Below are 23,737 nucleotides of genomic sequence, written 5' to 3'. Positions count from 1 at the left end.
CGCGCCGTTGCCTCAATCGCTGCGCGACGGTGACAGCAACTCGATCCTGTAGCCATCCGGGTCCTCGACGAAGGCCAGGATGCTGCTGCCGTGCTTCATCGGCCCCGGCTCGCGGGCGATCTTGCCACCGCGGGCGCGGATGTCCTCGCAGGCCTTGTAGACATCCTCCACCTCCAGGGCGATGTGGCCATAGCCAGTGCCCAGCTCGTAGCTGTCCACGCCCCAGTTCTGGGTCAGCTCGATCACGCTGTTGTGCGCTTCATCGCCATAGCCGATGAAGGCCAGGGTGAACTGGCCGTCCGGGTAGTCCTTGCGCCGCAACAGGGTCATGCCCAGCACTTCGGTATAGAAGGCGATGGACTTGTCCAGGTCGCCGACACGCAGCATGGTGTGCAGCAGTCTCATCGAGATTCTCCTCATTCCGTGCCGCTTGTGGCGGCGTAGAAAGCACAACCCCGGCACAGGCCGGGGTTGTTTGACGTCAGGCCAACACGGGCCTTGGCGCACCCGCCTTTACAACAGCGTACGCCCTTTGTTGGCGGCGATACGCATGCGCAGCGCATTGAGCTTGATGAAGCCCGCCGCATCCTGCTGATTGTAGGCGCCGGCATCATCCTCGAAGGTGGCGATGTTGGCGTCGAACAGCGAATCGTCGGACTTGCGTCCAACCACCACAACGTTGCCCTTGTACAGCTTCAGGCGCACTACGCCGTTCACGCTGGCCTGGGACGCGTCGATCATCTGCTGCAGCATGACGCGCTCCGGGCTCCACCAGAAGCCGTTATAGATCAGGCTGGCGTACTTGGGCATCAGCTCGTCTTTCAGGTGGGCCACTTCGCGGTCGAGAGTGATCGACTCGATGGCACGGTGAGCCCTGAGCATGATGGTGCCGCCGGGGGTCTCGTAGCAGCCACGCGACTTCATGCCGACGAAGCGGTTCTCGACGATGTCCAGCCGGCCGATGCCGTTCTCGCCGCCGATGCGGTTCAGTTCGGCCAGCACGGTGGCCGGGCTCAAGTCCTTGCCATCGATGGCGACGATGTCGCCGGCGCGGTAGGTCAGCTCGATGTAGGTCGGGGTATCCGGCGCCGCTTCCGGCGATTTGGTCCAACGCCACATGTCCTCTTCGTGCTCGGTCCAGGTGTCTTCCAGCACGCCGCCTTCATAGGAGATGTGCAGCAGGTTGGCATCCATGGAGTACGGCGACTTCTTCTTGCCATGACGCTCGATCGGGATCTCGTGCTTCGCCGCATAGTCCATCAGCTTCTCGCGGGACATCAGGTCCCACTCGCGCCAGGGGGCGATGACCTTGACGCCCGGCTTGAGCGCGTAGGCGCCCAGCTCGAAACGCACCTGGTCGTTACCCTTGCCGGTGGCGCCATGGGAGATGGCATCGGCACCGGTTTCGTTGGCGATTTCGATCAGGCGCTTGGCGATCAGCGGGCGGGCGATGGAGGTGCCCAGCAGGTACTCGCCTTCATAGACGGTGTTGGCGCGGAACATCGGGTAGACGAAGTCACGCACGAACTCTTCACGCAGGTCGTCGATGTAGATTTCCTTGACGCCCATGGCCTGGGCCTTGGCGCGCGCCGGCTCGACTTCTTCCCCCTGGCCGAGGTCCGCGGTGAAGGTCACCACTTCGCAGTTATAGGTATCTTGCAGCCACTTGAGGATCACCGAAGTGTCCAGGCCACCGGAATACGCCAGGACTACCTTGTTTACGTCGGCCATGCCATCAACTCCACGGGGTTGTACGAAAACCCGTGATTCTACTGACCCTGGCGGCCAATTTACAGGGGCGCGACAGCTTGTGACGATGAAGCGACAGCTTCTTGCAACCGGGCGACACCCGATTCAGCGCTCAGGACGCGGCGGCCGGGGACGCTGCCGGAGCCTCGGACGCCGGTGCTTCGGCGGGCGCCTCCGCCACCCGATCCAGGCGAATACTGACCCGACGATTCTTCGACCGGTTGGCCTCGCTGGTGTTCGGCACCATGGGATAGCGTTCGCCATGAAAACGCAGGGTGATCTGCTCCGCCGGCACGCCGTTGGCTTTGAAGTACTCCATCACAGCCAGGGCACGGCGGCGCGACAGGTCGCGATTGCTCAAGCGGTTGCCGCTGTTGTCGGCGTGACCGTCGATCTGGATGCGATTGACGCTGGGGTCGGCCTTGAGAAAGGTCAGGATAATGTCGAGCTTGGCCTGGGCCAACGGCTCCAGGTCGACGCCGCCGCCCGGAAAGCCGACCTGGGTCTGGCGTACCTGCTCGAAATTCACCGGCAGCAGCTTGGCGGTACAGCCCAGGTAGTCGCTGTAGGCCTTCTGGAACCTGGCCGGCAGCAGGCGCACCTCCAGCCGCTCGCCGCCCTGCACGGTGCGGTGACGCACCAGCGGGCTGCGGCCTTCTAGCAAGCCGGTGAGCAGGCGCCCGGCCTGCTCCTGGGAGCTGTTGAAGGGCACCTCGCCTGCGGCGACGCTGACCGACCCCAGATGGATATCGCCGCGCCCCGGCTGCCAGGGCGCCGCCGCGGCCAGCAAGGTGGCCGAGCCGGCGCCGAGCCAGCGCTCGCGCGCATGCAGACGGAAGATTGCCTGCTCGCCAGCGCGGCGCACGAACTCGCCGGCGCCGAAATCGGTGATCGGCTGCGACAGCCGGCACTCGAACTGGTCGCCCTCGACCTGCCATTCGACCTTCTCCAGGCGGGTCTGGAAGCTAATGGCTGCGACAGGCGGCGCCAGCGGCAGGCTGGCGAGCACGCCGACGAGCGTACCGAACAGACTGAACAGGCTTATGTAGGACTGGCGCACGGCGGGCTCCACGGGGAATAACGGCATTCCCTCGGGGTATCGGTGCTCTGCGGCAAAACTTAAGCGCCGACAGTCCGCGCCGCGGCGCCCTGCCATCTGCCCGGCGTGCTCTGCGGGGGCTTTTCCGGTAGCATTCCAGCCACGTTTTGCCCGCCCGGAAGCCCCCCCATGACCGACCGCCTCACCCTGCTGCGCCCCGACGACTGGCACATCCACCTGCGCGACGGTGCCGTGTTGCCGCATACAGTGGCCGACGTAGCGCGCACCTTCGCCCGTGCCATCATCATGCCGAACTTGGTGCCACCGGTGCGCAACACCCTCGAAGCCGAGGGCTATCGCCAGCGCATCCTCGCTGCGCGCCCGGCCGGCAGTGGCTTCGAACCGCTGATGGTGCTCTACCTCACCGACCTGACCTCGGCCTCCGACGTGCGCACGGCCAAGGCTTCCGGCTTCGTGCACGCGGCCAAGCTCTACCCGGCCGGCGCCACCACCAACTCCGACTCCGGCGTGACCAGCATCGACAAGATTTTCCCGGCGCTCGAGGCCATGGCCGAGGTCGGCCTGCCGCTGCTGGTCCACGGCGAGGTGACGCGCAGCGAGATCGACGTGTTCGACCGCGAGAAGGCCTTCATCGACGAACACCTGACCCGGGTGGTCGAACGCTTTCCCAGCCTGAAGGTGGTGTTCGAACACATCACCACCCGCGATGCGGTGCAGTTCGTCGAGGCCGCCTCGAGCAACGTCGGCGCCACCATCACCGCCCACCATCTGCTCTACAACCGCAACCACATGCTGGTCGGCGGCATCCGCCCGCACTTCTATTGCCTGCCGATCCTCAAGCGCAACGTGCACCAGGAAGCCCTGCTCGACGCCGCCACCAGCGGCAACAGCAAGTTCTTCCTCGGCACCGATTCGGCGCCCCACGCCAAGCATGCCAAGGAAGCCGCCTGCGGCTGCGCCGGCTGCTACACCGCCTTTGCCGCCATCGAGCTGTATGCCGAGGCCTTCGAGCAGCGCAACGCGCTGGACAAGCTGCAAGGCTTCGCCAGCCAGCATGGCCCGGACTTCTACGGGCTGCCGCGCAACAGCGAGACCATCACCCTGGTGCGCCAGGAGTGGGACGTCCCGGCCAGCCTGCCGTTCGGCGAGCAGACCGTCATCCCCCTGCGGGCCGGCGAGAAACTGCGCTGGCGTGTGCTGGAGGATCAGGCGTGAGCGAAGACCTGTACGAAGACGAGCTCGACGGCAGCACTCCATCCGCTTCACGCCACCCCATGGCGGCGCGCTTTCGCGGTTACCTGCCGGTGGTGGTGGATGTCGAGACCGGTGGCTTCAACTGTGCCACCGACGCCCTGCTGGAGATCGCCGCCACCACCATCGGCATGGACGAGCAGGGCTTTCTCTACCCCGACCACACCCACTTCTTTCGCGTCGAGCCCTTCGAGGGCGCCAACATCGAGCAGGCGGCCCTGGAATTCACCGGGATCAAGCTGGATCACCCCCTGCGCATGGCGGTCAGCGAGGAACATGCGCTCAACGAGATCTTCCGCGGTCTGCGCAAATCGCTGAAGGCCAACGGCTGCAAGCGGGCGATCCTGGTCGGTCACAACAGCAGCTTCGACCTGGGCTTTCTCAATGCCGCGGTGACCCGCACCGGCCTCAAGCGCAACCCCTTCCACCCCTTCTCCAGCTTCGACACCGCCACCCTGGCCGGCCTCGCCTATGGCCAGACCGTGCTGGCCAAGGCCTGTCAGGCCGCCGGCATCGAGTTCGACGGCCGCGAGGCGCACTCGGCGCGCTACGACACCGAGAAGACCGCCGAGCTGTTCTGCGGCATCGTCAACCGCTGGAAGGAAATGGGCGGCTGGATGGAGTTCGACGACTGATCCCCAAGGGAGCTCTAAAAGAAACCGGCCTAGGCCGGTTTCTTTGTGGAGCCGGCACGCCTCGCAGGTGGCCGGCATGCTGGGTCAGGTAATGCCCCTTCTGGCGAGGCGGTCATGCCGCTGGCGCCCTGCTTCCAATTGGCCGGCCAGACTTCGCCATGCCCCTCGCCGAACTGCAGGGCGCCGGCCAGCAGACCGCTCGTCAGCTTCAGGAAAAAACAGCCAACCAGTCTGTTTGACACGCATTCTCATTAACATTAGTATCCATAGGTATCGAATCACTGCCATGTGACGGACCCCAAACTATGTATGTCTGCCTCTGCGAAGGTGTCACCGACCGCCAGATCCGCGAAGCCATCTACGACGGCTGCTGCAGCTACCGCGATGTCCGCGCCACCCTGGGTGTGGCCAGCCAGTGCGGCAAATGCGCCTGCGTGGCCAAGCAGGTGGTACGTGAAACCCTGAGCGAAATGCAGAGCAGCCAGGCCGCGCTGGCCTACCCGGCCAGCTTCGCTGCCGCCTGATCGAATCGCCGCAGAAGAACCGGACCCTGAGTCCGGTTTTTTTATGCCTGTAATTCAATTACTTAGGCGCCGGATGCAGAGCAAAAACATTCGTATTCAGGTTTGTTTTTATATATAAATTTCAAATACTTAGGTTTGACAGCCGTTATAGCGCGGCCCAGACTTGGGTATCAACTTCCCCGCAAGGCAGACCCGGACATGAAAGGCGACAAGAAGGTCATCCAGCACCTGAACAAGATCCTCGGCAATGAGCTGGTCGCGATCAACCAGTACTTCCTGCACGCGCGCATGTACGAGGACTGGGGCCTGAAGAAGCTCGGCGAGCACGAGTATCACGAGTCCATCGACGAGATGAAGCATGCGGACAAGCTGATCAAGCGCATCCTCTTTCTCGAAGGCCTGCCGAACCTGCAGGACTACGGCAAGATCATGATCGGCGAGCACACCAAGGAAATGCTCGAGTGTGACCTGAAGATCGAGCACAAGGCACACATCGACCTGAAGGCGGCCATCGCCTACTGCGAGAGCATCGGTGATTACTGCACCCGCGAACTGCTCGAAGAGATCCTCTGCTCGGAGGAAGACCATATCGACTGGCTGGAGACCCAGCTCAGCCTGATCGAGAAGATCGGCATGGAAAACTACCTGCAATCGCAGATGGACGAATAGGGTCCAGCCCAGAACACGAAACGGGAGCCCAGGCTCCCGTTTTTTGTTGGCGCCGGGCAAAACCCGGGCACAAAAAACCCCGCCGCGGCGGGGTTCTCTGCTGAAAAGCCGAATTACGCGTCGGTTTTCTGCACCGCGTTCTTGATCAGGGTCTGCAGTTCGCCCTTCTCGAACATCTCGGCCATGATGTCGCTGCCGCCAACCAGCTCACCACCGACCCACAGCTGCGGGAAGGTCGGCCAGTTGGCGTACTTCGGCAGGTTGGCGCGAATCTCCGGATTCTGCAGGATGTCGACATAGGCGAACTTCTCGCCACAGGCCATGACCACCTGCGCGGCGCGGGAGGAAAAACCGCACTGCGGCGCGTTCGGCGAGCCTTTCATGTACAGCAGAACGGTGTTGTTGGCGATCTGCTCTTTGATGGTTTCGATGATATCCATGGGGGCACCTCAGGGCTTAACTTTGCGACTCACGGGTCGACACGGTGGCGGCATTGTAGCGAAAAGCCGAGCGCAATGCTCGGCCTTGCCTGACCCCGTTTGGACGGACCGCTCGCAGCTATGCGTACCGCCCGATCAGGCGGCGCTGACCGCGACCACCACGCCATTCAGCGCCGCATTGCCGGACAGCGCATCGAGCACGCGCTCATCGGTCAGGTCGTTGGCGCTGGCCCCCGGCTGAGCGCTGGCGATGCTCATCTGCACCCCCGGGCGGGCGTGTCCCCAACCATGGGGCAGACTGACCACCCCTTCCATCATCTCCTCGCTGGCCGCCACCTCCACCTCGATAGCGCCGACCCGCGAACGCACGCACACCCGCTGGCCATCCGCCAGTCCTCGGCGAGCCAGGTCGTCCGGGTGCATCAGCAGCTGGTGACGTGGCTTGCCCTTCACCAGGCGGTGGTAATTGTGCATCCAGGAGTTGTTGCTGCGTACATGGCGACGGCCGATCAGCAATAGGCCGTCGCCGTCTGCGACCGGGTGTTCGGCGAAGCGCCGCAGGTCCGCCAGCAGCACCTCTGGTGCGGCCTGCACCTGTTGCGTCGAGGTGTTCAGGCGCGCGGCAAGATTCGGCTTGAGGGCGCCGAGGTCCAGGCCATGGGGATGATCGCGCAGCGCGGCGAGCGACAGCTTGTGCGCAGACTGGTCGCCATAGGGCCCGGCCCGCAGGCCCATGTCGATCATCCGCTCCGGCGCCACGGTCGGCTTCAACGGCACGCCGCTCTTCGCCGCAAAGGCTTCGGCCAGGCCGACGAAGATCTCCCAGTCGTGCAGCGCGCCCGCCGGCTTGGCCAGCACCGCCTGGTTGAAGCGGGTGACATTGCGCACGGCGAACAGGTTGAAGGTGCTGTCGTAATGGTCGTGCTCCAGCGGCGCGGTGGGCGGCAGGATCAGGTCGGCGTAACGGGTCGTCTCGTTGATGTAGAAGTCGATGCTGAGCATGAACTCGAGGCCTTCCAGGGCCTGCTCCAGCTGGCGCCCGTTGGGTGTCGACAGCACCGGGTTACCGGCCACCGTGACCAGGGCACGCACCTGGCCCTCGCCTTCCGTGAGCATTTCCTCGGCCAGGGCCGAGACCGGCAGTTCACCGCCGTATTCCGGCAGCCCCGACACCCGGCTTTGCCAGAGGTTGAAGTGCCCGCCCGACGTCGTCGCGACCAGGTCAACAGCCGGCTCGGTGCACAGCACACCCCCTTCGCGGTCGAGGTTGCCGGTGACCAGGTTGATCAGTTGCACCAGCCACTGGCAGAGGGTGCCGAAGGCCTGGGTCGAGACGCCCATGCGCCCGTAGCACACGGCCTTGTCGGCGGCGGCGAAATCCCGCGCCAGCTGGCGAATGGTCGCCGCCGAAATGCCGCAACGCGGTCCCATGGCCTCGGCGGTGAAGCCGACAATGGCACGGCGCACCGCCTCCAGCCCCTCGACCGGCAGATGGCTGCCACGGGCGAGGTTCTCCTCGAACAGGGTATTGAGCAGGGCCAGCAGCAGCGCCGCGTCCTGGCCGGGGCGCACGAACAGGTGCTGGTCGGCGATCGCCGCGGTCTCGCTGCGCCGCGGATCGACCACCACCAGCTTGCCGCCGCGGGCCTGGATGGCTCTGAGGCGCTTCTCCACGTCCGGCACGGTCATGATGCTGCCGTTCGAAGCCAGCGGATTGCCGCCGAGGATCAGCATGAAGTCGGTGTGATCGATGTCGGGCACCGGTATCAGCAAGCCGTGGCCGTACATCAGGTGGCTGGTCAGGTGATGGGGCAACTGGTCGACCGAGGTGGCGGAAAAGCGGTTGCGGGTCTTCAACAGTCCGAGAAAGTAGTTGCTGTGGGTCATCAACCCGTAGTTGTGCACGCTCGGATTGCCCTGATACACCGCCACCGCGTTCTTGCCGCACCGCGCCTGGATGTCGCCGAGGCGCTCGGCGACCAGGGCGAAGGCCTCGTCCCAGGCAATCGGCTGCCACTCGCTCCCGACCCGGTGCATGGGTTGGCGCAGGCGCTCGGGATCGTTCTGGATATCCTGCAGCGCCACCGCCTTGGGGCAGATATGGCCGCGACTGAAGCTGTCCTGGGCATCGCCCTTGATCGACAGGATCCGCGTGGCCCCGTCAGGCTCGGTCTGGGTCTCGATGGTCAGGCCACAAATGGCCTCGCACAGATGGCACGCACGGTGGTGGAGGGTCTTGCTCATGGCCTGGCCTCATATTCTTGTTCGAGACGACCGGTCGGGTCGCAAGGGCAGACTATGGCCGCAGCCGGGAGGCGGCACCAGCAGGGTTCGCGTCATGAATCGGCCGGCATAATGCCAGCCGATTCGTGACGCGCACACTACCCGGCCGCCTGCAGCGGACAGCGGCGGCCACACGCTCCCCGCCGCAGCCAACTGGACCTGAGTCGGGCAAGGCGCTCGTCATGGGCATTGCAGGCGCCGCACTGCCGTGATGACCCGGTGCGACGCCAACTTGCCTGGCCGCGCGAGCGAATTGCACCGCCTCGTCATTTCCTTATAAGATCGCGCCTTCCCCGTTTCGTCGCACTGTGCGGCTCCCAGCCGCAGGTTCAGCCCTTTTCCTCGATAAACCGAACCTGCGCTGTTGTAAAAAAGGTAGTTAACGATGAGCGCAAGACACTTTCTCTCGCTGATGGACTGCACACCGCAAGAGCTGGTGAGCCTGATCCGCCGCGGCATGGAGCTGAAGGACTTGCGCAACCGCGGCGTACTGTTCGAGCCGCTGAAGAATCGCGTACTGGGCATGATCTTCGAGAAAGCCTCGACCCGTACCCGGCTGTCCTTCGAGGCCGGCATGATCCAGCTCGGCGGCCAGGCGATCTTCCTCTCGCCGCGCGACACCCAGCTCGGCCGCGGCGAGCCGGTGGCCGACGCCGCCCGGGTCATGTCGCGCATGCTCGACGCGGTGATGATCCGCACCTTCGCCCACAGCAAGCTGGTGGAGTTCGCGGCCAATTCGCGGGTACCGGTGATCAACGGCCTGTCCGACGACCTGCACCCCTGCCAGCTACTGGCCGACATGCAGACCTACCAGGAGCATCGCGGCAGCATCGCCGGCAAGACCGCCGCCTGGATCGGCGACGGCAACAACATGTGCAACTCCTACATCGAAGCCGCGATGCAGTTCGACTTCCAGCTGCGTGTCGCCTGCCCGCAAGGCTATGAGCCCAACCCGGAATTCCTCGCCCGCGCCGGCGACCGCGTCAAGGTGCTGCGCGACCCGCGCGAAGCCGTGGCGGGCGCCCACCTGGTGAGCACCGATGTGTGGGCGTCCATGGGCCAGGAAGACGAGATCGCCGAGCGCCACAAGCTGTTCAAGCCCTACCAGGTCGACCGTGCGCTGCTCGATGCCGCCGCCGAGGACGTGCTGTTCCTGCATTGCCTGCCGGCGCACCGCGGCGAGGAGATCAGCGAGGACCTGCTCGACGACCCCCGCGCCGTGCCGTGGGACCAGGCGGAGAACCGCCTGCATGCGCAAAAGGCGCTGCTCGAGTTCCTCGTCGAAGCGTCCTCTCGCCAGGCATGAGCCACTCCCTGCTGCTGAACCTGCGCGACCTGAGCTGTGGCTACCATGAGCACCGCGTCGTGCAGGACCTCAATCTGCACCTGAACGCCGGTGACATCGGTTGCCTGCTTGGCCCTTCCGGCTGCGGCAAGACCACCACCCTGCGCGCTATCGCAGGCTTCGAGCCGGTGGTCGAAGGCGAGATCCAGCTGGAAGACCAGGTTATTTCCCGCGCCGGCTTCACCCTGGCACCGGAGAAACGCCGCATCGGCATGGTGTTCCAGGACTACGCGCTGTTTCCGCACCTGACCGTCGCCGAGAACATCGGCTTCGGCATCCGCAAGCAGGCCAACTGCGAGCAGGTCGTCGGTGAGCTGCTGGAGCTGGTCAAGCTCAGCCACCTGGGCAAGCGCTACCCCCACGAGCTGTCCGGTGGTCAGCAGCAGCGCGTGGCCCTCGCCCGCGCGCTGGCGCCGGAGCCGCTGCTGCTATTGCTCGACGAGCCCTTCTCCAACCTCGATGGCGAGCTGCGCCGACGCCTGAGCCATGAGGTCCGCGACATCCTCAAGGCCCGCGGCACCAGCGCCATCCTGGTCACCCACGACCAGGAAGAAGCCTTCGCCGTCAGCGACCACGTCGGCGTCTTCAAGGAAGGCAAGCTGGAGCAGTGGGACACCCCCTTCAACCTCTACCACGAGCCGCTGACGCCCTTCGTCGCCAGCTTCATCGGCCAGGGCTACTTTATTCGCGGCCAGTTGATCAGCCCGGATGCGGTGCAAACCGAGCTTGGTCTGATCCGTGGCAACCGCGCCTACACCTGGCCGGTGGGCAGCGCGGTGGACGTGCTGCTGCGCCCGGACGACATTGTCTACGCGCCGGACAGCGACCAGAAGGCGCTGATCGTCGGCAAGACCTTCCTCGGCGCCGCCACCCTGTATCGCCTGCAACTGGCGACCGGCAGCCAGCTGGAGTCGATCTTTCCCAGCCACGCCGACCACCTGCCCGGGGAGGAAGTGGGGATTCGCGTCGCCGCCGATCACCTGGTGGCCTTCCCCGCACTCGGCAGCATCGCCGCCCACCTGGACCTCACCGAGTCCGGGGTGCGCCGCTACAGCAGCGCCAACTGAGTCACCTAGCGGGGCGCAGCAGCGCGCCCCGGCAACCTTACGCCTCGCTCAGGTAGAGCCGGCCACTGGCAACCAGCACCGCCTCGCCGGCGATCTTCACTCGCTCGCCCTGCAAACGACAATGCAGCTCGCCGCCGCGCTTCGAGCACTGGTAGGCGCTCAGCTCCTGCTTGCCCAAACGGCTGGCCCAGTAGGGAATCAGGCAGCAATGGGTCGAGCCGGTCACCGGGTCTTCGTCGATGCCGATCCCCGGGGCGAAATAGCGGGACACGAAGTCATGACGCTCCCCGGGCGCGGTGACGATCACCCCCAAACCCGGCAGCTTGGCCAGGGCCAGCAGATCCGGCTGACAGGCGCGCACCGCCTGCTCCGACTCGACCACCACCATCAGCTCATTGCCTTGCCAGGCGGTCTGTACTGCCAGCCCCAACGCCTGCTCCAACGCCGCACTGACCGGCACCTCGACGGTCTCGGCGGTCGGGAAGTCCAGCACCAGTCGCTCACCCTCGCGGGTCACCCGCAGGGCACCGGATTGGCAGGTGAAGTCGATGGCCTCGCCGGGCTCGTCATACAGTTCGAACAGCACCTTGGCGCTGGCCAGGGTGGCGTGGCCGCACAGCGGAATCTCGGTGGTTGGGGTGAACCAGCGGATATGCCAGGCACTACCCTCCTTCACCAGGAACGCGGTTTCCGCCTGGTTGTGCTCGGCGGCGATCTGCTGCATCAGGCTATCGGCCAGCCAGCTGTCCAGGCGATAGACCATGGCGGGGTTGCCGGCGAACGGACGGTCGCTGAAGGCGTCGATCTGGTGAAACTCGAGGTACATGGCAGACTCCTGCTGGATGATCGAACCAGCATGCCCTGAGGCACGCGGCGCTGACCAGCACAGCTGACGGCGGAGCCGGCGCTACAGTTGCGCCTCCGCGGCCGATAGAGCAGCACTCAGGCGCGGCGACTCGGCGCGATGGATGAGCGATTGATCAGCGCCGCGGGCGGCCGGCCCGTTCGACTGACCGCGGCCTCCCATTCGCACCGCGGATCAGGGCTCGCTGACCCCGTAGCGCTGCAGCAGGCGCTGCAGGCGGCCGTCGGCCCGGTAGCGCCGCAGGCCCGCCTCGAACAATTCGACATGGGCCGGGCTGCTCGCCAGAGCTGGTGAGAACGCCAGATAGATGGGCAGATCCGGCGTGCGGCAACCGACGTTGCGCAACTGGCCGCCAAGGCCCTGCTCACGCAGCCAGTTCTCCATCACCCAGGCATTGGCCATAACGACGTCAATACGCTGGTTGAGCAGCTTGTCGACATTCAAGGCGAACGCCCGGTCACCGTGGGCCAGCTGCACCCGGGTCGGGTCCTCGGCATGGCTCAGCAAATAGGCATCCAGCACGCTGCCGTAACTGTAGTCCTTGACCGCGCCCAGGCGCTGGCCGCCCAGATCGCTCACCGCAGTGAAGCGCCAGCGGCTGTTCGACCGGGTAAAGAAACACATGCGTGAATGACTGACCGGCGTAACGGTGAAGAGGAAGTCCGGCGCGTCATTGCGAGCGGCGCCGATGACCGCATCGATCCGCCCCTTGCGCGCGTCATGCAGGGCCCGCGCCCAGTTGACCACGCGGTACTCCACCTGGATGCCCGCCTCGCCAAAGATGTCCCGCGCCAGCTCGACGAAGATGCCCGGCCGCTGCGAATCCGCCTCGCAGTTCACCGGGCACCAGGGATCACCGGCAATGACCAGCGTCTCGGCCCGAGCATCCGGGCTGCCAACAAGCACCCCCAGCGCCAGCACAGCGGCCAACATCGAAAAACGCTCGCGGAAGCTGGCGAGCATCAGAGGCCTACTCGCAAGGCGATGGTGTCAGTCTCCAGGTCCAACGGCGATCAGGCCTCGCTGCGCACGCGCTGCACCGCGTTCAACCAACCGCGATAGAGCTTGGCACGGGTCTCGTCGAGCATGTGCGGCTGGAAGCGCTGCTGACGCTGCCAGTGCGTGGCGATGTCCTCGAGGTCGCGGAAGATGCCCGCCTGCAGCCCGGCCAGATAAGCCACGCCCAGGGCGGTGGTCTCGGTGACCTCGGGACGCTCCACCGGCACGCCGAGGATATCGGCGAGGAACTGCATCAACCAGTTGTTGACCACCATGCCGCCGTCCACCCGCAGCGCGCTGGGCGCCGCGGCGCCATCCTGACGCATGGCCTCGAGCAGGTCGCGGGTCTGGTAGCACACCGACTGCAGGCCGGCGGTGACGATTTCCTTGATCCCGGTATCGCGGGTCAGGCCGAAGATTGCGCCACGCGCCTTGGGATCCCAATAGGGCGCGCCCAGTCCGGTGAAGGCCGGCACCAGGTAGACGCCACAGGCTTCGCCGGTCTGCTCGGCCAGGGCTTCGCAGTCGCTGGCGTGACTGATCAGCTTGATGCCGTCACGCAGCCACTGCACCGCCGCGCCGGCGACGAAGATGCTGCCTTCCACGGCATAGGTCACCTGGCCGCCGAGGCGGTAACCAACCGTGGTCAGCAGGCGGTTTTGCGAGCTGACCGGGGTGCTGCCGGTGTTCTGGATCATGAAACAGCCGGTACCGTAGGTACTCTTGACCATGCCGGGCTGAAAGCAGGCCTGGCCAATAAGCGCCGCCTGCTGGTCGCCGGCCATGCCCAGCACCGGGATCGGCGCGCCGAGCAGGTCGGCCTGGCAGGTGCCGAACTCCGCTGCGCAGTCCAGTACCTCCGGCAGCATGCTGGCGGGAATATCCAGCAGCTCGAGCAGCTCCTGGTCCCACTGCTGGGTGTGGATATTGAACATCAGGGTACGCGAGGCATTACTGGCATCGGTCTTGTGCGACTTGCCGCCGGTCAGGCGCCACAACAGGAAGCTGTCGACGGTGCCGAAACGCAGCTCGCCGCGCTCGGCCCGCTCACGCGCACCCTCGACGTTGTCGAGAATCCAGCGCAGCTTGGTGCCGGAAAAATACGGGTCGATCAGCAGTCCGGTCTTGGCGCTGACCATAGCCTCGTGGCCGGCGACCTTCAGTTCGGCGCAATAGTCGGCGGTGCGCCTGTCCTGCCAGACGATGGCACGGTAGATCGGCTCGCCGCTCACCGCGTCCCACACCAGGGTGGTCTCGCGCTGGTTGGTGATGCCGATCGCGGCGATCTCGTCGGCGCTCAAGCCGCCCTCTTGCAGGGCCTGCCGGCAGACCTCCAGGGTGCTGCGCCAGATCTGCTCACCGTCGTGCTCGACCCAGCCATCCTGCGGAAAGAACTGCTGGAACTCCTGCTGCGCACGGGCGTGTGCCCGACCTTCGCGATCGAACACGATGGCACGGCTGCTGGTGGTTCCCTGATCGATGGCTAGCAGATACTGAGACACGCGCAACTCCTTGTTGTTATGGGTTTTGGCTCGTACATCGAGATGCACTGCCCAGCAGGCTACACTGCCGGCGACGGTACCTGCACCCTAGCCGCGCCCGATGGCGGCGAAACGCGCCTGGGTGTGCTCGGCCAGCACCGCGGCGGCCAGCTCGACCTCCAGGCCGCGCCGTCCGGCGCTGACGAAGATGCTGGCAAAGCCCAGCGCCGATTCGTCGATGAAGGTGCGCAGGCGCTTCTTCTGGCCCAGTGGACTGATGCCCCCGAGCAGGTAGCCGGTGGCGCGCTGCGCCGCCTGGGGCTCGGCCATATCGGCCTTCTTGACGCCGGCGGCCTGGGCCAGGGCCTTCAGGTCGAGGCTGCCGGCGACCGGCACCACCGCCACCAGCAGCTCACCCTTCTCGCTGGCGGCCAGCAAGGTCTTGAACACCCGCACCGGCTCCAGGTCGAGTTTTTCCGCCGCTTCCAGGCCATAGGACGCGGCCTTGGGGTCATGTTCGTAGCTGTGCACCCGGTGCTCAGCCTTGGCTTTTTTCAACAGGTCGATGGCAGGCGTCATGTTCGAATGTGAAAATGCTCCGACGAGGTTCGCGTACCTTAGCCGAAAAAACGGCCAACGGCAGCCTATAATGCCGCGCAACACAAGGACAGACTTATGACCCTGGCCCCCCGCCAACACGACATCCTCAACCTCGCCCGCGAGCGCGGCTACGTCAGCATCGACGAGCTGGCCCAGGCCTTCACCGTCACCCCGCAGACCATCCGCCGCGACATCAACCTGCTCGCTGAACAGGGCCTGCTGCGCCGCACCCACGGCGGCGCCGCCTGCGAGGCCTCGAGCACCCAGAACACCGCCTACGCCATGCGCGCCGGGCAGATGCGCGAGGAGAAGCAGCGCATCGCCGAAGCCATCGCCGTGCATATCCCGGACCACGCCTCGCTGTTCATCAGTATCGGCACCACCACCGAGGCGATCGCCCGCGAATTGCTCAAGCGCAAGGGCTTGAAGGTGATCACCAACAACCTGCACGTGGCCGCCCAACTCAGCGCCCGGGCGGACTTCGAGGTGCTGGTGGCGGGCGGCACGGTGCGCGGCGATGGCGGCGTGGTCGGCCAGAGCACGGTGGATTTCATCCAGCAGTTCAAGGTCGATTTCGCTCTGGTCGGCATCAGCGGCATCGACGAGGACGGCAGCCTGCTCGACTTCGACTACCAGGAAGTGCGGGTCTCGCAGTCGATCATCGACAATGCCCGGCAGGTGTTCCTGGCCGCCGACTCGAGCAAGTTCGGGCGCAATGCCGTGGTGCGCCTGGGCTCGATCACCCTGGTTGATCGCGTGTTCACCGACGCGGCCCCGTCTGCCGCGATCTGCCGCCTGCTGGCCGAACACCAGGTCCAGCTCGAACTGGTCTGACGGCGCACCACCAGCCCAGCCAACAACCCGATCTCCAGCACCGCTCGGCGCGAATTCGCGCACGGGGTTGGCGATTGCATGCGTATTCGACTAGTATATTTTCGGAAGTGAACATTATCGCATTCGAATTCGACTATCCGGTGCCGCCATGCCTACTCGCTCCAACCACCACGCCCCCCTCGCCGAAGTCTACGACCTGGCCGTGGTCGGAGGCGGCATCAACGGGGTCGGCATTGCCGCCGATGCCGCGGGCCGCGGCCTGTCGGTCTTCCTCTGTGAAAAGGACGACCTGGCCCAGCACACCTCTTCGGCCAGCAGCAAGCTGATCCACGGGGGCTTGCGCTACCTGGAGCACTACGAGTTCCGCCTGGTGCGCGAAGCACTGGCCGAACGCGAGGTGCTGCTGAGCAAGGCACCGCATATCGTCAAGCCCATGCGCTTCATCCTGCCGCACCGCCCGCACCTGCGCCCGGCCTGGATGATCCGCGCCGGCCTGTTCCTCTACGACCACCTCGGCAAGCGCGAACAGTTGCCAGCCTCCCGCGGCCTGCGCTTTGGCGGCGACAGCCCGCTCAAGGCAGAGATCTCCCGCGGCTTCGAGTACTCCGACTGCTGGGTCGACGACGCGCGCCTGGTGGTGCTCAATGCCATGGCCGCCCGCGAGAAAGGCGCCCACGTGCACACCCGCACCCGTTGCGTCAGTGCGCGGCGCAGCAAGGGCCTGTGGCACATCCATCTGGAGCGGGCCGACGGCAGCCTCTTTTCCATCCGTGCCCGCGCCCTGGTCAATGCCGCCGGCCCCTGGGTCGCGCAGTTCATTCGGGACGACCTGCAGCAGCCGTCGCCCTACGGCATCCGCCTGATACAGGGCAGCCATATCGTGGTGCCGCGCCTGTTCGACGGCGAGCAGGCCTATATCCTGCAGAACGAGGATCGCCGCATCGTCTTCGCCATCCCCTACCTGGAACGCTTTACCCTGATCGGCACCACCGACCGCGAGTACCAGGGCGATCCGGCGGACGTGAAGATCAGCGAGGAGGAGACCGACTACCTGCTGCAGGTGGTCAACGCGCATTTCAAGCGCCAGCTGCGCCGCGACGACATCCTGCACACCTACGCCGGGGTGCGGCCGCTGTGCGACGACGAGTCCGACGAGCCCTCGGCCATCACCCGCGACTACACCCTGTCGCTGTCCGCCCAGGCGGGCGAGGCGCCGCTGCTGTCGGTGTTCGGCGGCAAGCTGACCACCTACCGCAAGCTGGCCGAATCCGCCCTGGCTCAGCTCGCCCCGCACCTCCCCACGATGGGCCCGAGCTGGACCGCAGACAGCCCCTTGCCTGGGGCCGAACAGCTGGAGAGCCGTAGCGCCCTGGTCGACGCCCTGTGTGCCCGCCACGGCTGGCTGCCGAGCGCTACCGCGCGACGCTGGGCCAGCACCTACGGCAGCCGCAGCTGGACGCTGCTCGACGGCGTGCAACAGCAGAACGACCTGGGCGAAGAGCTCGGCGCCGGCCTGCACACCCGCGAAGTGGACTATCTGTGCCAGCAGGAGTGGGCGGTCAACGCCGGCGACATCCTCTGGCGCCGCAGCAAACTGGGGTTGTTCATGGATGCGGCGCAGCAGCGTCGCCTCGAGGACTACCTGGCGATTCGAGCGCCCAAAGGCCCGGAGGACGCCCACGCCGCCTGAACCTGAATCGAAATCCCTTCGCCCTGCCGATCAGTCGAGACACGGAGTTTTTTATGCCTGCGGCTCGAGTCGCCACTCTGCTCGCAAGGTCGCCCCCAGGCTCCACCGGTTAGAGCTGCGCCCACTGCCCGCCCTGGCGATGGGCGCGCAAATGGGGCAGGACCGCCGCCAGCAAGGGCTCCTTGAAGGCGTCCTGAAAACGGTGGGCCAGCCCCGGGATCAGCTTGAGTTCGCTGCCCTGGATATGCGCCGCGACATGCACCCCATGCATCGCCGGCAGCAGCGGATCGGCCGTGCCGTGCACCACCAGAGTCGGTACATGCAGCCGCCTGAGCAGTTCGACCCGGCTCGGCTCGGCGAGAATCGCCAGCAGCTGGCGCTGCACACCCTCAGGGTTGAAGGCGCGCTCGTAGGCGATCTCGGCCTGCTGCAGAAGCTGCGCGCGGTCGTCATCGATCGCCGGACTGCCGAGGGCGGCGAGCAGGTCGGCCTGCTGCTGCAGCGCCACCGCTCGACTGGGCGCCTCGCGCCGGGCCAGCAACGCCAGCAGCTCGTCGCTGGGCTCCGGCAGCCCCTGGGCGCCGGAGCTGGTCATGATCAGGGTCAGGCTCTGCACGCGGTCCGGGGCCAGGCCGGCCAGGTGCTGGGCAATCATCCCGCCCATGCTGGCACCGAGCACATGAAACTGCCGCACGCCCAAGGCATTCATCAGCGCCAGGGCGTCACCGGCCATGTCGCGCAGGCTGTAAGGCGCCGAGACCGACAGGCCCAGGCGATGGCGCAGCGCCTGGTAGGCCAGGTTGGCCGCCGGCGGAGTCCGTGCCCAGCTGCTCAGGCCGACGTCACGGTTGTCGAAACGGATCACCCGAAAACCCTGGGCGCACAGGCGCGTCACCACCTCATCCGGCCAGTGGATCATCTGACCGCCAAGCCCCATGACCAGCAGCAGCGCCGGGTCGCCCGGCCGGCCGATGCTCTGGTAGGCCAGATGCACCGCGCCCAGGCGGACCTTCTCGGTCGGCACCCAGGTACCACAGCGCTCGGCTGCAAGCGACGACAAACCCCATAGCAGTGCGACGAACAGAAATAACGCACGCATCAGCAACACCAGAACGCAGAACCCCATTGAGGCGCCAGTTTGGTGAATTTCATTCGAGGGCGCTGCCACAAACCCATGACAGTTTGATGAATATTGCCGAGCGGTGGAGATGCCCGCTGCGCCCCTCTCAACCTGAGAGGGGCGCAGCGCTGACGATCAGGCCAGCTCCGCCCGCAGCTGGCGGGCCGCGGCGACCAGGTTGACCAACGCCGCCTCGGTCTCGGGCCAGGCGCGGGTCTTCAGGCCGCAGTCCGGGTTGACCCACAGGCGCTCGAGCGGAATGCGCCGCGCGGCCTTGCGCAGCAACTCGGTCATCTGCACCACCTCCGGCACCCGCGGCGAGTGGATGTCGTAGACCCCCGGACCGATGTCGTTGGGGTAGGCGAAGGACTCGAAGGCCTCGAGCAGCTCCATGTCCGAACGCGAGGTCTCGATGGTGATGACGTCGGCGTCCATGGCGGCGATGGCGCCGATCACGTCGTTGAACTCGCTGTAGCACATGTGGGTGTGGATCTGCGTCTCGTCGCGCACGCCCGAGGCGCACAGGCGGAAGGCCTCGGTGGCCCAGTCCAGATAGTGGTCCCAATTCGCCCGGCGCAGCGGCAGGCCCTCGCGGAACGCCGCCTCGTCGATCTGCACGATCTTGATTCCGGCCGCTTCCAGGTCCTGTACCTCGTCGCGAATGGCCAGGGCCAGCTGGCGCGCCTGCTGCTCGCGGGAGATATCCTCGCGCGGGAAGGACCACATCAGCATGGTCACCGGCCCGGTCAGCATGCCCTTCATCACCTTGTCGGTGAGGCCCTGGGCGTAGTGGGTCCAGTCCACCGTCATCGGCCGCGGCCGGCTCAGGTCGCCGACGATCAGCGCCGGTTTGACGCAGCGCGAGCCGTAGCTCTGCACCCAGCCGAAGCGGGTGAAGGCATAGCCGTCGAGCTGCTCGGCGAAGTACTCGACCATGTCGTTGCGCTCGGCCTCGCCATGTACCAGCACGTCCAGGCCAAGGTTTTCCTGCACCTGTACGGCGTGGCGAATCTCGCTGTGCATGGCCTCGGTGTAGGCCGCCGCCGACAGTTTGCCCTGCTTGAAGGCCTGGCGCGCCAGGCGGATCGCCGCGGTCTGCGGGAAGGAGCCGATGGTGGTGGTCGGCAGGACCGGCAGCTGCAGGCGCGCACGCTGGCGCTCGATGCGCTCGGCGAAGGGCGATATGCGCTGGCTGTCGGCCGCCGTGATCGCGTCCAGGCGCGCCCGTACCGCGGGATTGTGGATGCGCGAGGAGGCGGCACGATTGGCCTGCGCGGCCCGGCTCGCGGCCAGGGCTGTCTGCACCTCGGCCTCATGCGGCTGCTTCAGGGCACCGGCCAGGGTGGCGACCTCGGCGCACTTCTGCACGGCGAAGGCCAGCCAGTCCTTGAGTTCGGCGTCCAGCTGCTCTTCCCGGGCGAGGTCGACCGGGCTGTGCAGCAGCGAGCAGGACGGCGCGACCCAGAGGTTGTCGGCGAAACGCTCCTCGGCCTGGCGCAACTGGATCAGGGCGCGGTCCAGGTCGCAGCGCCAGACGTTGCGGCCGTTGACCACGCCCAACGACAGCACCTTGTAGGCCGGCAGGCGGTCGACCAGCAGCGGCAGCTGCTCGGGGGCGCGCACCAGGTCGACGTGCAGGCCGTCCACCGGCAGGCCGACGGCCAGGCCGAGGTTGTCCTCCAGGCCGCCGAAATAGCAGGCCACCAGTTTCTTCAGCGGCGCGTGCTGGAGCAGGTGGTAGGCGCGTTCGAAGGCGTTCTTCCAGTCCTGGGGCAGGTCCAGGCCGAGGATCGGTTCGTCGATCTGCACCCACTCCACCCCCAGGGCCGCCAGGCGCCCGAGGATTTCGCCGTAGACCGGCAGCAGCTGCTCAAGCAGCTCGAGCTTGTCGAACGCCTGGCCCTTGGCCTTGCCCAGCCACAGGTAGGTCAGCGGTCCGATGATCACCGGCTTGACCTTGTGCCCCAGGGCGTGGGCCTCCTCCACCTCCTCGAACAGTTGCGCCCAGCTGAGCTGGAAGCGCTGGTCGGCGCTGAACTCCGGGACCAGGTAGTGGTAGTTGGTGTCGAACCACTTGGTCAGTTCCTGGGCATGGCCGCCGCCACAGCACCCATTGCCGCTGGCGCCGCGGGCCATGGCGAACAGGGTCTGCAGGGTCGGGGTGCCCGACTGCGGACGGAAGCGCGGCGGGATCACCCCGAGCATCAACGAGTGGCTCAGCACCTGGTCGTACCAGGCAAAGTCGCCGACCGGCAACAGGTCGAGGCCGGCGTCCTTCTGCAGCTGCCAATGGGCGGCGCGCAGTTCACGGCCGACGGCGCGCAGGCCGGCCTCGTCCAGCTCGCCTTTCCAGTGGGCCTCCAGGGCCTTCTTCAGTTCACGGTCGCGGCCGATGCGCGGAAAACCCAGGGAATGGGACAGGGCCATGTCGAAACGCTCCATATGCACAAAATGATGATGCGCATTGTCGGCAGCCCTGCATCGTGAGACAAACTCAACCTATTCGTCTTGATCTATAGTTTCATTCATGTAGGGTGACATTCTTCCCATCCCCCTACGCCGAGACCGCCATGCTCGAACTGCGCCACCTGAAGACCCTGCATGCCCTGCGCGAGAGCGACAGCCTGGTGGACGCCGCCGAGCGCCTGCACCTGACGCAGTCGGCACTGTCGCACCAGTTCAAGGAGCTGGAAGAGCGTCTGGGCATGCAGTTGTTCGTGCGCAAGACCAAGCCGGTGCGCTTTACCAGCGCCGGCCTGCGCCTGCTGCAACTGTGCGACGCGGTGCTGCCGCTGCTGCGCGGCGCCGAGCGCGACCTGGCGCGTCTGGCCGGCGGCACCGCGGGGAGGCTGCACATGGCGATCGAGTGCCACAGCTGCTTCCAGTGGCTGATGCCGACCATCGACCAGTTCCGCGACGCCTGGCCGGAGGTCGAGCTGGACCTGGCCTCGGGCTTCTCCTTCGCCCCGCTGCCGGCCCTGGCCAGAGGCGATCTGGACCTGGTGGTGACCTCCGACCCGCTGGAGCTGGCCGGCATCACCTACGTGCCGCTGTTCACCTACGAGGCCATGCTCGCGGTGGCCAACCAGCACCCGCTGGCGAACAAGTCCTGCATCCAGCCCGAGGACCTGGCCGGCGAGACGCTGATCACCTACCCGGTGGAGCGCGACCGCCTGGACATCTTCACCCGCTTCCTCGAACCGGCCGATGTCGAGCCGGCCCAGGTGCGCACCTCGGAGCTGACAGTGATGATGATGCAGCTGGTGGCCAGCGGCCGCGGCGTCTGCGGCCTGCCCAACTGGGCGCTGCACGAGTACAGCTCGCGCGGCTACGTGACGGCCAAGCGCCTGGGCGACAAGGGCCTGTTCGCCACCCTGTACGCCGGCATCCGCACCGACATGCTCGACGCGCCCTTTATGCGCGACTTCCTGCTGACCGCCAAGGACACCTCCTTCGCCAACCTGGAAGGGGTCAGCGTGGCGCGTTGAGCGCCCCGCCCTACCTGCCGCTTAGGGAAATTTTAGGGATTGCCTAGGGCTTATTTCGTAATCCGCCCAATCGCCGGCCCCTAGCATGGACCTCCTCAACGCCCACAGAGGAAGGTCCAAAATGGCGGCAAACCCAGAGTTCTTCGAGATGGAGGTCAGGCTTCGCCCTGGCACCGCGGACGATGCCACCGCATGCGGTCGAATCTGCTACGACGCCTTCGGCGCCATTTCCGCTCAGCACAATTTTCCGCCCGACTTCCCGTCAGTCGAGGCCGCCGAGCAGCTGTGCTCAGGCCTGCTGGGCCATCCCGGTTTCTATTCGGTCGTCGCCGAATCGGCCGGGCGCATCGCCGGCAGCAACTTCCTGGACGAACGCAACAGCATTGCCGGCATCGGCCCGGTCACGGTCGACCCGGGCATCCAGAATCAGGCCGTCGGCCGGCGCCTGATGGAGGCCGTGCTCGAGCGGGTTGCCGACAAGCGCCTGCCCAGCGTTCGGCTGCTGCAGGCGGCCTATCACAACCGCTCGCTGTCGCTGTACACCAAGCTCGGTTTCGTCGCGCGCGAGCCCCTGTCGACGCTGCAGGGTACGCCGCCGAAAGTACGCTTGCCTGGCCATGAGGTGCGGTCCGCCACGATCGAGGACCTGCCGAGTTGCAACCGGCTCTGCCTCCAGGTGCACGGACACGATCGCGGCGGCGAGCTGCTCGATGCGATCACCCAGGGCACCGCCAGGGTGGTGGAGCGCGACGGTCGGATCGTCGGCTACACCACCATCATCGCCTTCTTCGGCCACACGGTGGGCGAAACCAATGACGCGGTGAAGGCGCTGATCGCCGCGGCGAGCGAGTATCCGGGGCCGGGCTTCCATGTGCCGACGCGCAACGCCGAGCTGTTTCGCTGGTGCCTGGAGCACGGCCTGCGCGTGGTCCAGCCGATGACCCTGATGACCATCGGCCTGTACAACGAACCGGCCGGTGCCTACCTGCCGTCGATCTTCTACTGACAGCCCCGTAGCTCAACCTTGACGGAGGAACACGCCATGGCCATACGTGGCAGCTGCCTGTGCGGCAGCGTTCGATACGAGATTGCCGCCGGCTTCGCCCTCGCCGGCAACTGTCATTGCGGCAATTGCCGAAAAGCCAACGGCGCCGCCTATGTGGGCTGGGGCCTCATCGACCCCGAGCAGTTCCGCTGGACGGCCGGACAGGAGCACATCGCGCAATACGAGTCGTCACCGGGCAAACATCGCTGCTTCTGCAGAAAATGCGGCTCGTCACTGGCCAGCAGCCATGCCGGCCGGGTTGCCGAAGTCGTGCTCGGCAGTGTCGACGGCGACCCGGGCGCACGGCCCCTGGAGCACATCTTCGTCAACTCCAAGGCCGTCTGGCACGACATCACCGATGACCTGCCCCAGCACGGCGAATGGCCGCCTGGAATAGAGGGCTGACAATCGGCGCTGCTATGGCCCGCGGGCCTCGAGGCTGTTTCAGTTTCGAGCCCCGTCCGCTGAAGAAGCGCTGCGAACCCGCAGAGCCCGGGTGCCCGCACCCAAGACGCCCTGGGTTGGCACCGTTCCTCCTGGTCCTCAATGGCCGGCGCTGTTCGAAACCGGAAGGGGCCCTGCGCCGGCATGC

General features: G+C 66.1%; 22 protein-coding genes and 1 pseudogene. 11 read left to right on the top strand and 12 right to left on the bottom strand.

Features of this window, described 5'->3' with window-relative positions; translation table 11 throughout:
* Window positions 1–12: 12 nt before the first annotated feature.
* The 3 genes from gloA to KDW96_RS18440 form a co-directional block, all read right to left on the bottom strand.
* The gene (gene gloA, locus KDW96_RS18450; protein ID WP_255837674.1) at window positions 13–405 is read right to left on the bottom strand and encodes a lactoylglutathione lyase; all 393 of its coding nucleotides are present in this window, start codon (window positions 403–405) and stop codon (window positions 13–15) included.
* Window positions 406–513: 108 nt separating this feature from the next.
* Window positions 514–1,731 (bottom strand): argininosuccinate synthase, encoded by a 1,218-nt coding sequence (locus KDW96_RS18445; protein ID WP_255837673.1) that lies wholly within the window; start codon window positions 1,729–1,731, stop codon window positions 514–516.
* 130 nt (window positions 1,732–1,861) lie between these two features.
* Window positions 1,862–2,809, bottom strand: a complete 948-nt coding sequence (locus KDW96_RS18440) for a flagellar protein MotY (protein ID WP_255837672.1) — start codon at window positions 2,807–2,809, stop codon at window positions 1,862–1,864.
* Between the two features lie 168 nt (window positions 2,810–2,977).
* Here KDW96_RS18440 and pyrC point away from each other — a divergent pair, with 168 nt between their 5' ends.
* The gene (gene pyrC, locus KDW96_RS18435; protein ID WP_255837671.1) at window positions 2,978–4,024 is read left to right on the top strand and encodes a dihydroorotase; all 1,047 of its coding nucleotides are present in this window, start codon (window positions 2,978–2,980) and stop codon (window positions 4,022–4,024) included.
* A complete protein-coding gene (gene rnt / locus KDW96_RS18430; RefSeq protein ID WP_255837670.1) occupies window positions 4,021–4,695 on the top strand; it encodes a ribonuclease T in 675 nt (224 codons plus the stop codon). Before pyrC ends, rnt begins: the two co-directional genes overlap by 4 nt.
* A gap of 29 nt (window positions 4,696–4,724) precedes the next feature.
* Here the strand turns inward: rnt and KDW96_RS22305 are convergent.
* Window positions 4,725–4,886: pseudogene (locus tag KDW96_RS22305) on the bottom strand (hypothetical protein); the annotation flags it as partial.
* Window positions 4,887–5,000: 114 nt separating this feature from the next.
* On the opposite strand from KDW96_RS22305, the gene KDW96_RS18420 reads away from it, so the two are divergent.
* Both KDW96_RS18420 and bfr read left to right on the top strand, forming a co-directional pair.
* Window positions 5,001–5,219, top strand: a complete 219-nt coding sequence (locus KDW96_RS18420) for a bacterioferritin-associated ferredoxin (RefSeq protein WP_255837669.1) — start codon at window positions 5,001–5,003, stop codon at window positions 5,217–5,219.
* A gap of 198 nt (window positions 5,220–5,417) precedes the next feature.
* Window positions 5,418–5,888 (top strand): bacterioferritin, encoded by a 471-nt coding sequence (gene bfr, locus KDW96_RS18415; protein ID WP_255837668.1) that lies wholly within the window; start codon window positions 5,418–5,420, stop codon window positions 5,886–5,888.
* A gap of 113 nt (window positions 5,889–6,001) precedes the next feature.
* Here the strand turns inward: bfr and grxD are convergent, their stop codons facing one another.
* Window positions 6,002–6,328 carry a Grx4 family monothiol glutaredoxin gene (gene grxD / locus KDW96_RS18410; protein ID WP_255837667.1) on the bottom strand — a complete coding sequence of 109 codons (327 nt, stop codon included), beginning with the start codon at window positions 6,326–6,328 and terminating at the stop codon, window positions 6,002–6,004.
* Window positions 6,329–6,463: 135 nt separating this feature from the next.
* Entirely contained in the window at window positions 6,464–8,572 is a 2,109-nt protein-coding gene (locus KDW96_RS18405) for a molybdopterin oxidoreductase family protein (RefSeq protein WP_255837666.1), read from the bottom strand.
* Between the two features lie 424 nt (window positions 8,573–8,996).
* Here KDW96_RS18405 and argF point away from each other — a divergent pair, with 424 nt between their 5' ends.
* A complete protein-coding gene (argF, locus tag KDW96_RS18400) occupies window positions 8,997–9,917 on the top strand; it encodes an ornithine carbamoyltransferase (protein ID WP_255837665.1) in 921 nt (306 codons plus the stop codon).
* The gene (locus KDW96_RS18395) at window positions 9,914–11,023 is read left to right on the top strand and encodes an ABC transporter ATP-binding protein (protein ID WP_255837664.1); all 1,110 of its coding nucleotides are present in this window, start codon (window positions 9,914–9,916) and stop codon (window positions 11,021–11,023) included. Before argF ends, KDW96_RS18395 begins: the two co-directional genes overlap by 4 nt.
* A gap of 37 nt (window positions 11,024–11,060) precedes the next feature.
* On the opposite strand, the gene KDW96_RS18390 is transcribed toward KDW96_RS18395, so the two are convergent.
* The 4 genes from KDW96_RS18390 to ybaK form a co-directional block, all read right to left on the bottom strand.
* A complete protein-coding gene (locus tag KDW96_RS18390; RefSeq protein WP_255837663.1) occupies window positions 11,061–11,849 on the bottom strand; it encodes a PhzF family phenazine biosynthesis protein in 789 nt (262 codons plus the stop codon).
* Window positions 11,850–12,062: 213 nt separating this feature from the next.
* Window positions 12,063–12,851, bottom strand: a complete 789-nt coding sequence (locus tag KDW96_RS18385) for a substrate-binding periplasmic protein (RefSeq protein ID WP_255837662.1) — start codon at window positions 12,849–12,851, stop codon at window positions 12,063–12,065.
* Between the two features lie 50 nt (window positions 12,852–12,901).
* Window positions 12,902–14,389, bottom strand: a complete 1,488-nt coding sequence (glpK, locus tag KDW96_RS18380; protein ID WP_255837661.1) for a glycerol kinase GlpK — start codon at window positions 14,387–14,389, stop codon at window positions 12,902–12,904.
* A gap of 87 nt (window positions 14,390–14,476) precedes the next feature.
* Window positions 14,477–14,947 carry a Cys-tRNA(Pro) deacylase gene (ybaK, locus tag KDW96_RS18375; protein ID WP_255837660.1) on the bottom strand — a complete coding sequence of 157 codons (471 nt, stop codon included), beginning with the start codon at window positions 14,945–14,947 and terminating at the stop codon, window positions 14,477–14,479.
* 96 nt (window positions 14,948–15,043) lie between these two features.
* Between ybaK and KDW96_RS18370 the strand changes: the two genes are divergently transcribed.
* Together KDW96_RS18370 and glpD are read left to right on the top strand one after the other, a co-directional pair.
* Window positions 15,044–15,802 (top strand): DeoR/GlpR family DNA-binding transcription regulator, encoded by a 759-nt coding sequence (locus KDW96_RS18370; RefSeq protein ID WP_255837659.1) that lies wholly within the window; start codon window positions 15,044–15,046, stop codon window positions 15,800–15,802.
* Window positions 15,803–15,950: 148 nt separating this feature from the next.
* Complete coding sequence (gene glpD, locus KDW96_RS18365; RefSeq protein ID WP_255837658.1) at window positions 15,951–17,492, top strand: glycerol-3-phosphate dehydrogenase; 1,542 nt, start codon at window positions 15,951–15,953, stop codon at window positions 17,490–17,492.
* 109 nt (window positions 17,493–17,601) lie between these two features.
* On the opposite strand, the gene KDW96_RS18360 is transcribed toward glpD, so the two are convergent.
* Together KDW96_RS18360 and metE are read right to left on the bottom strand one after the other, a co-directional pair.
* Complete coding sequence (locus KDW96_RS18360) at window positions 17,602–18,591, bottom strand: alpha/beta fold hydrolase (RefSeq protein WP_255837657.1); 990 nt, start codon at window positions 18,589–18,591, stop codon at window positions 17,602–17,604.
* Between the two features lie 156 nt (window positions 18,592–18,747).
* Entirely contained in the window at window positions 18,748–21,039 is a 2,292-nt protein-coding gene (gene metE / locus KDW96_RS18355; protein ID WP_255837656.1) for a 5-methyltetrahydropteroyltriglutamate--homocysteine S-methyltransferase, read from the bottom strand.
* Between the two features lie 143 nt (window positions 21,040–21,182).
* Between metE and metR the strand changes: the two genes are divergently transcribed.
* From metR to KDW96_RS18340, 3 genes are all read left to right on the top strand, one after another.
* The gene (gene metR / locus KDW96_RS18350) at window positions 21,183–22,100 is read left to right on the top strand and encodes a transcriptional regulator MetR (RefSeq protein WP_255837655.1); all 918 of its coding nucleotides are present in this window, start codon (window positions 21,183–21,185) and stop codon (window positions 22,098–22,100) included.
* Between the two features lie 121 nt (window positions 22,101–22,221).
* The gene (locus KDW96_RS18345) at window positions 22,222–23,106 is read left to right on the top strand and encodes a GNAT family N-acetyltransferase (protein WP_255837654.1); all 885 of its coding nucleotides are present in this window, start codon (window positions 22,222–22,224) and stop codon (window positions 23,104–23,106) included.
* A 36-nt stretch (window positions 23,107–23,142) separates the two neighbouring features.
* The gene (locus KDW96_RS18340) at window positions 23,143–23,550 is read left to right on the top strand and encodes a GFA family protein (protein ID WP_255837653.1); all 408 of its coding nucleotides are present in this window, start codon (window positions 23,143–23,145) and stop codon (window positions 23,548–23,550) included.
* Window positions 23,551–23,737: the final 187 nt, after the last annotated feature.

It is taken from the genome of Pseudomonas benzenivorans (assembly GCF_024397895.1).
Taxonomy (GTDB): Bacteria; Pseudomonadota; Gammaproteobacteria; order Pseudomonadales; family Pseudomonadaceae; genus Aquipseudomonas; species Aquipseudomonas benzenivorans_A.
This window is presented reverse-complemented; position numbering and strand designations above follow the sequence as displayed.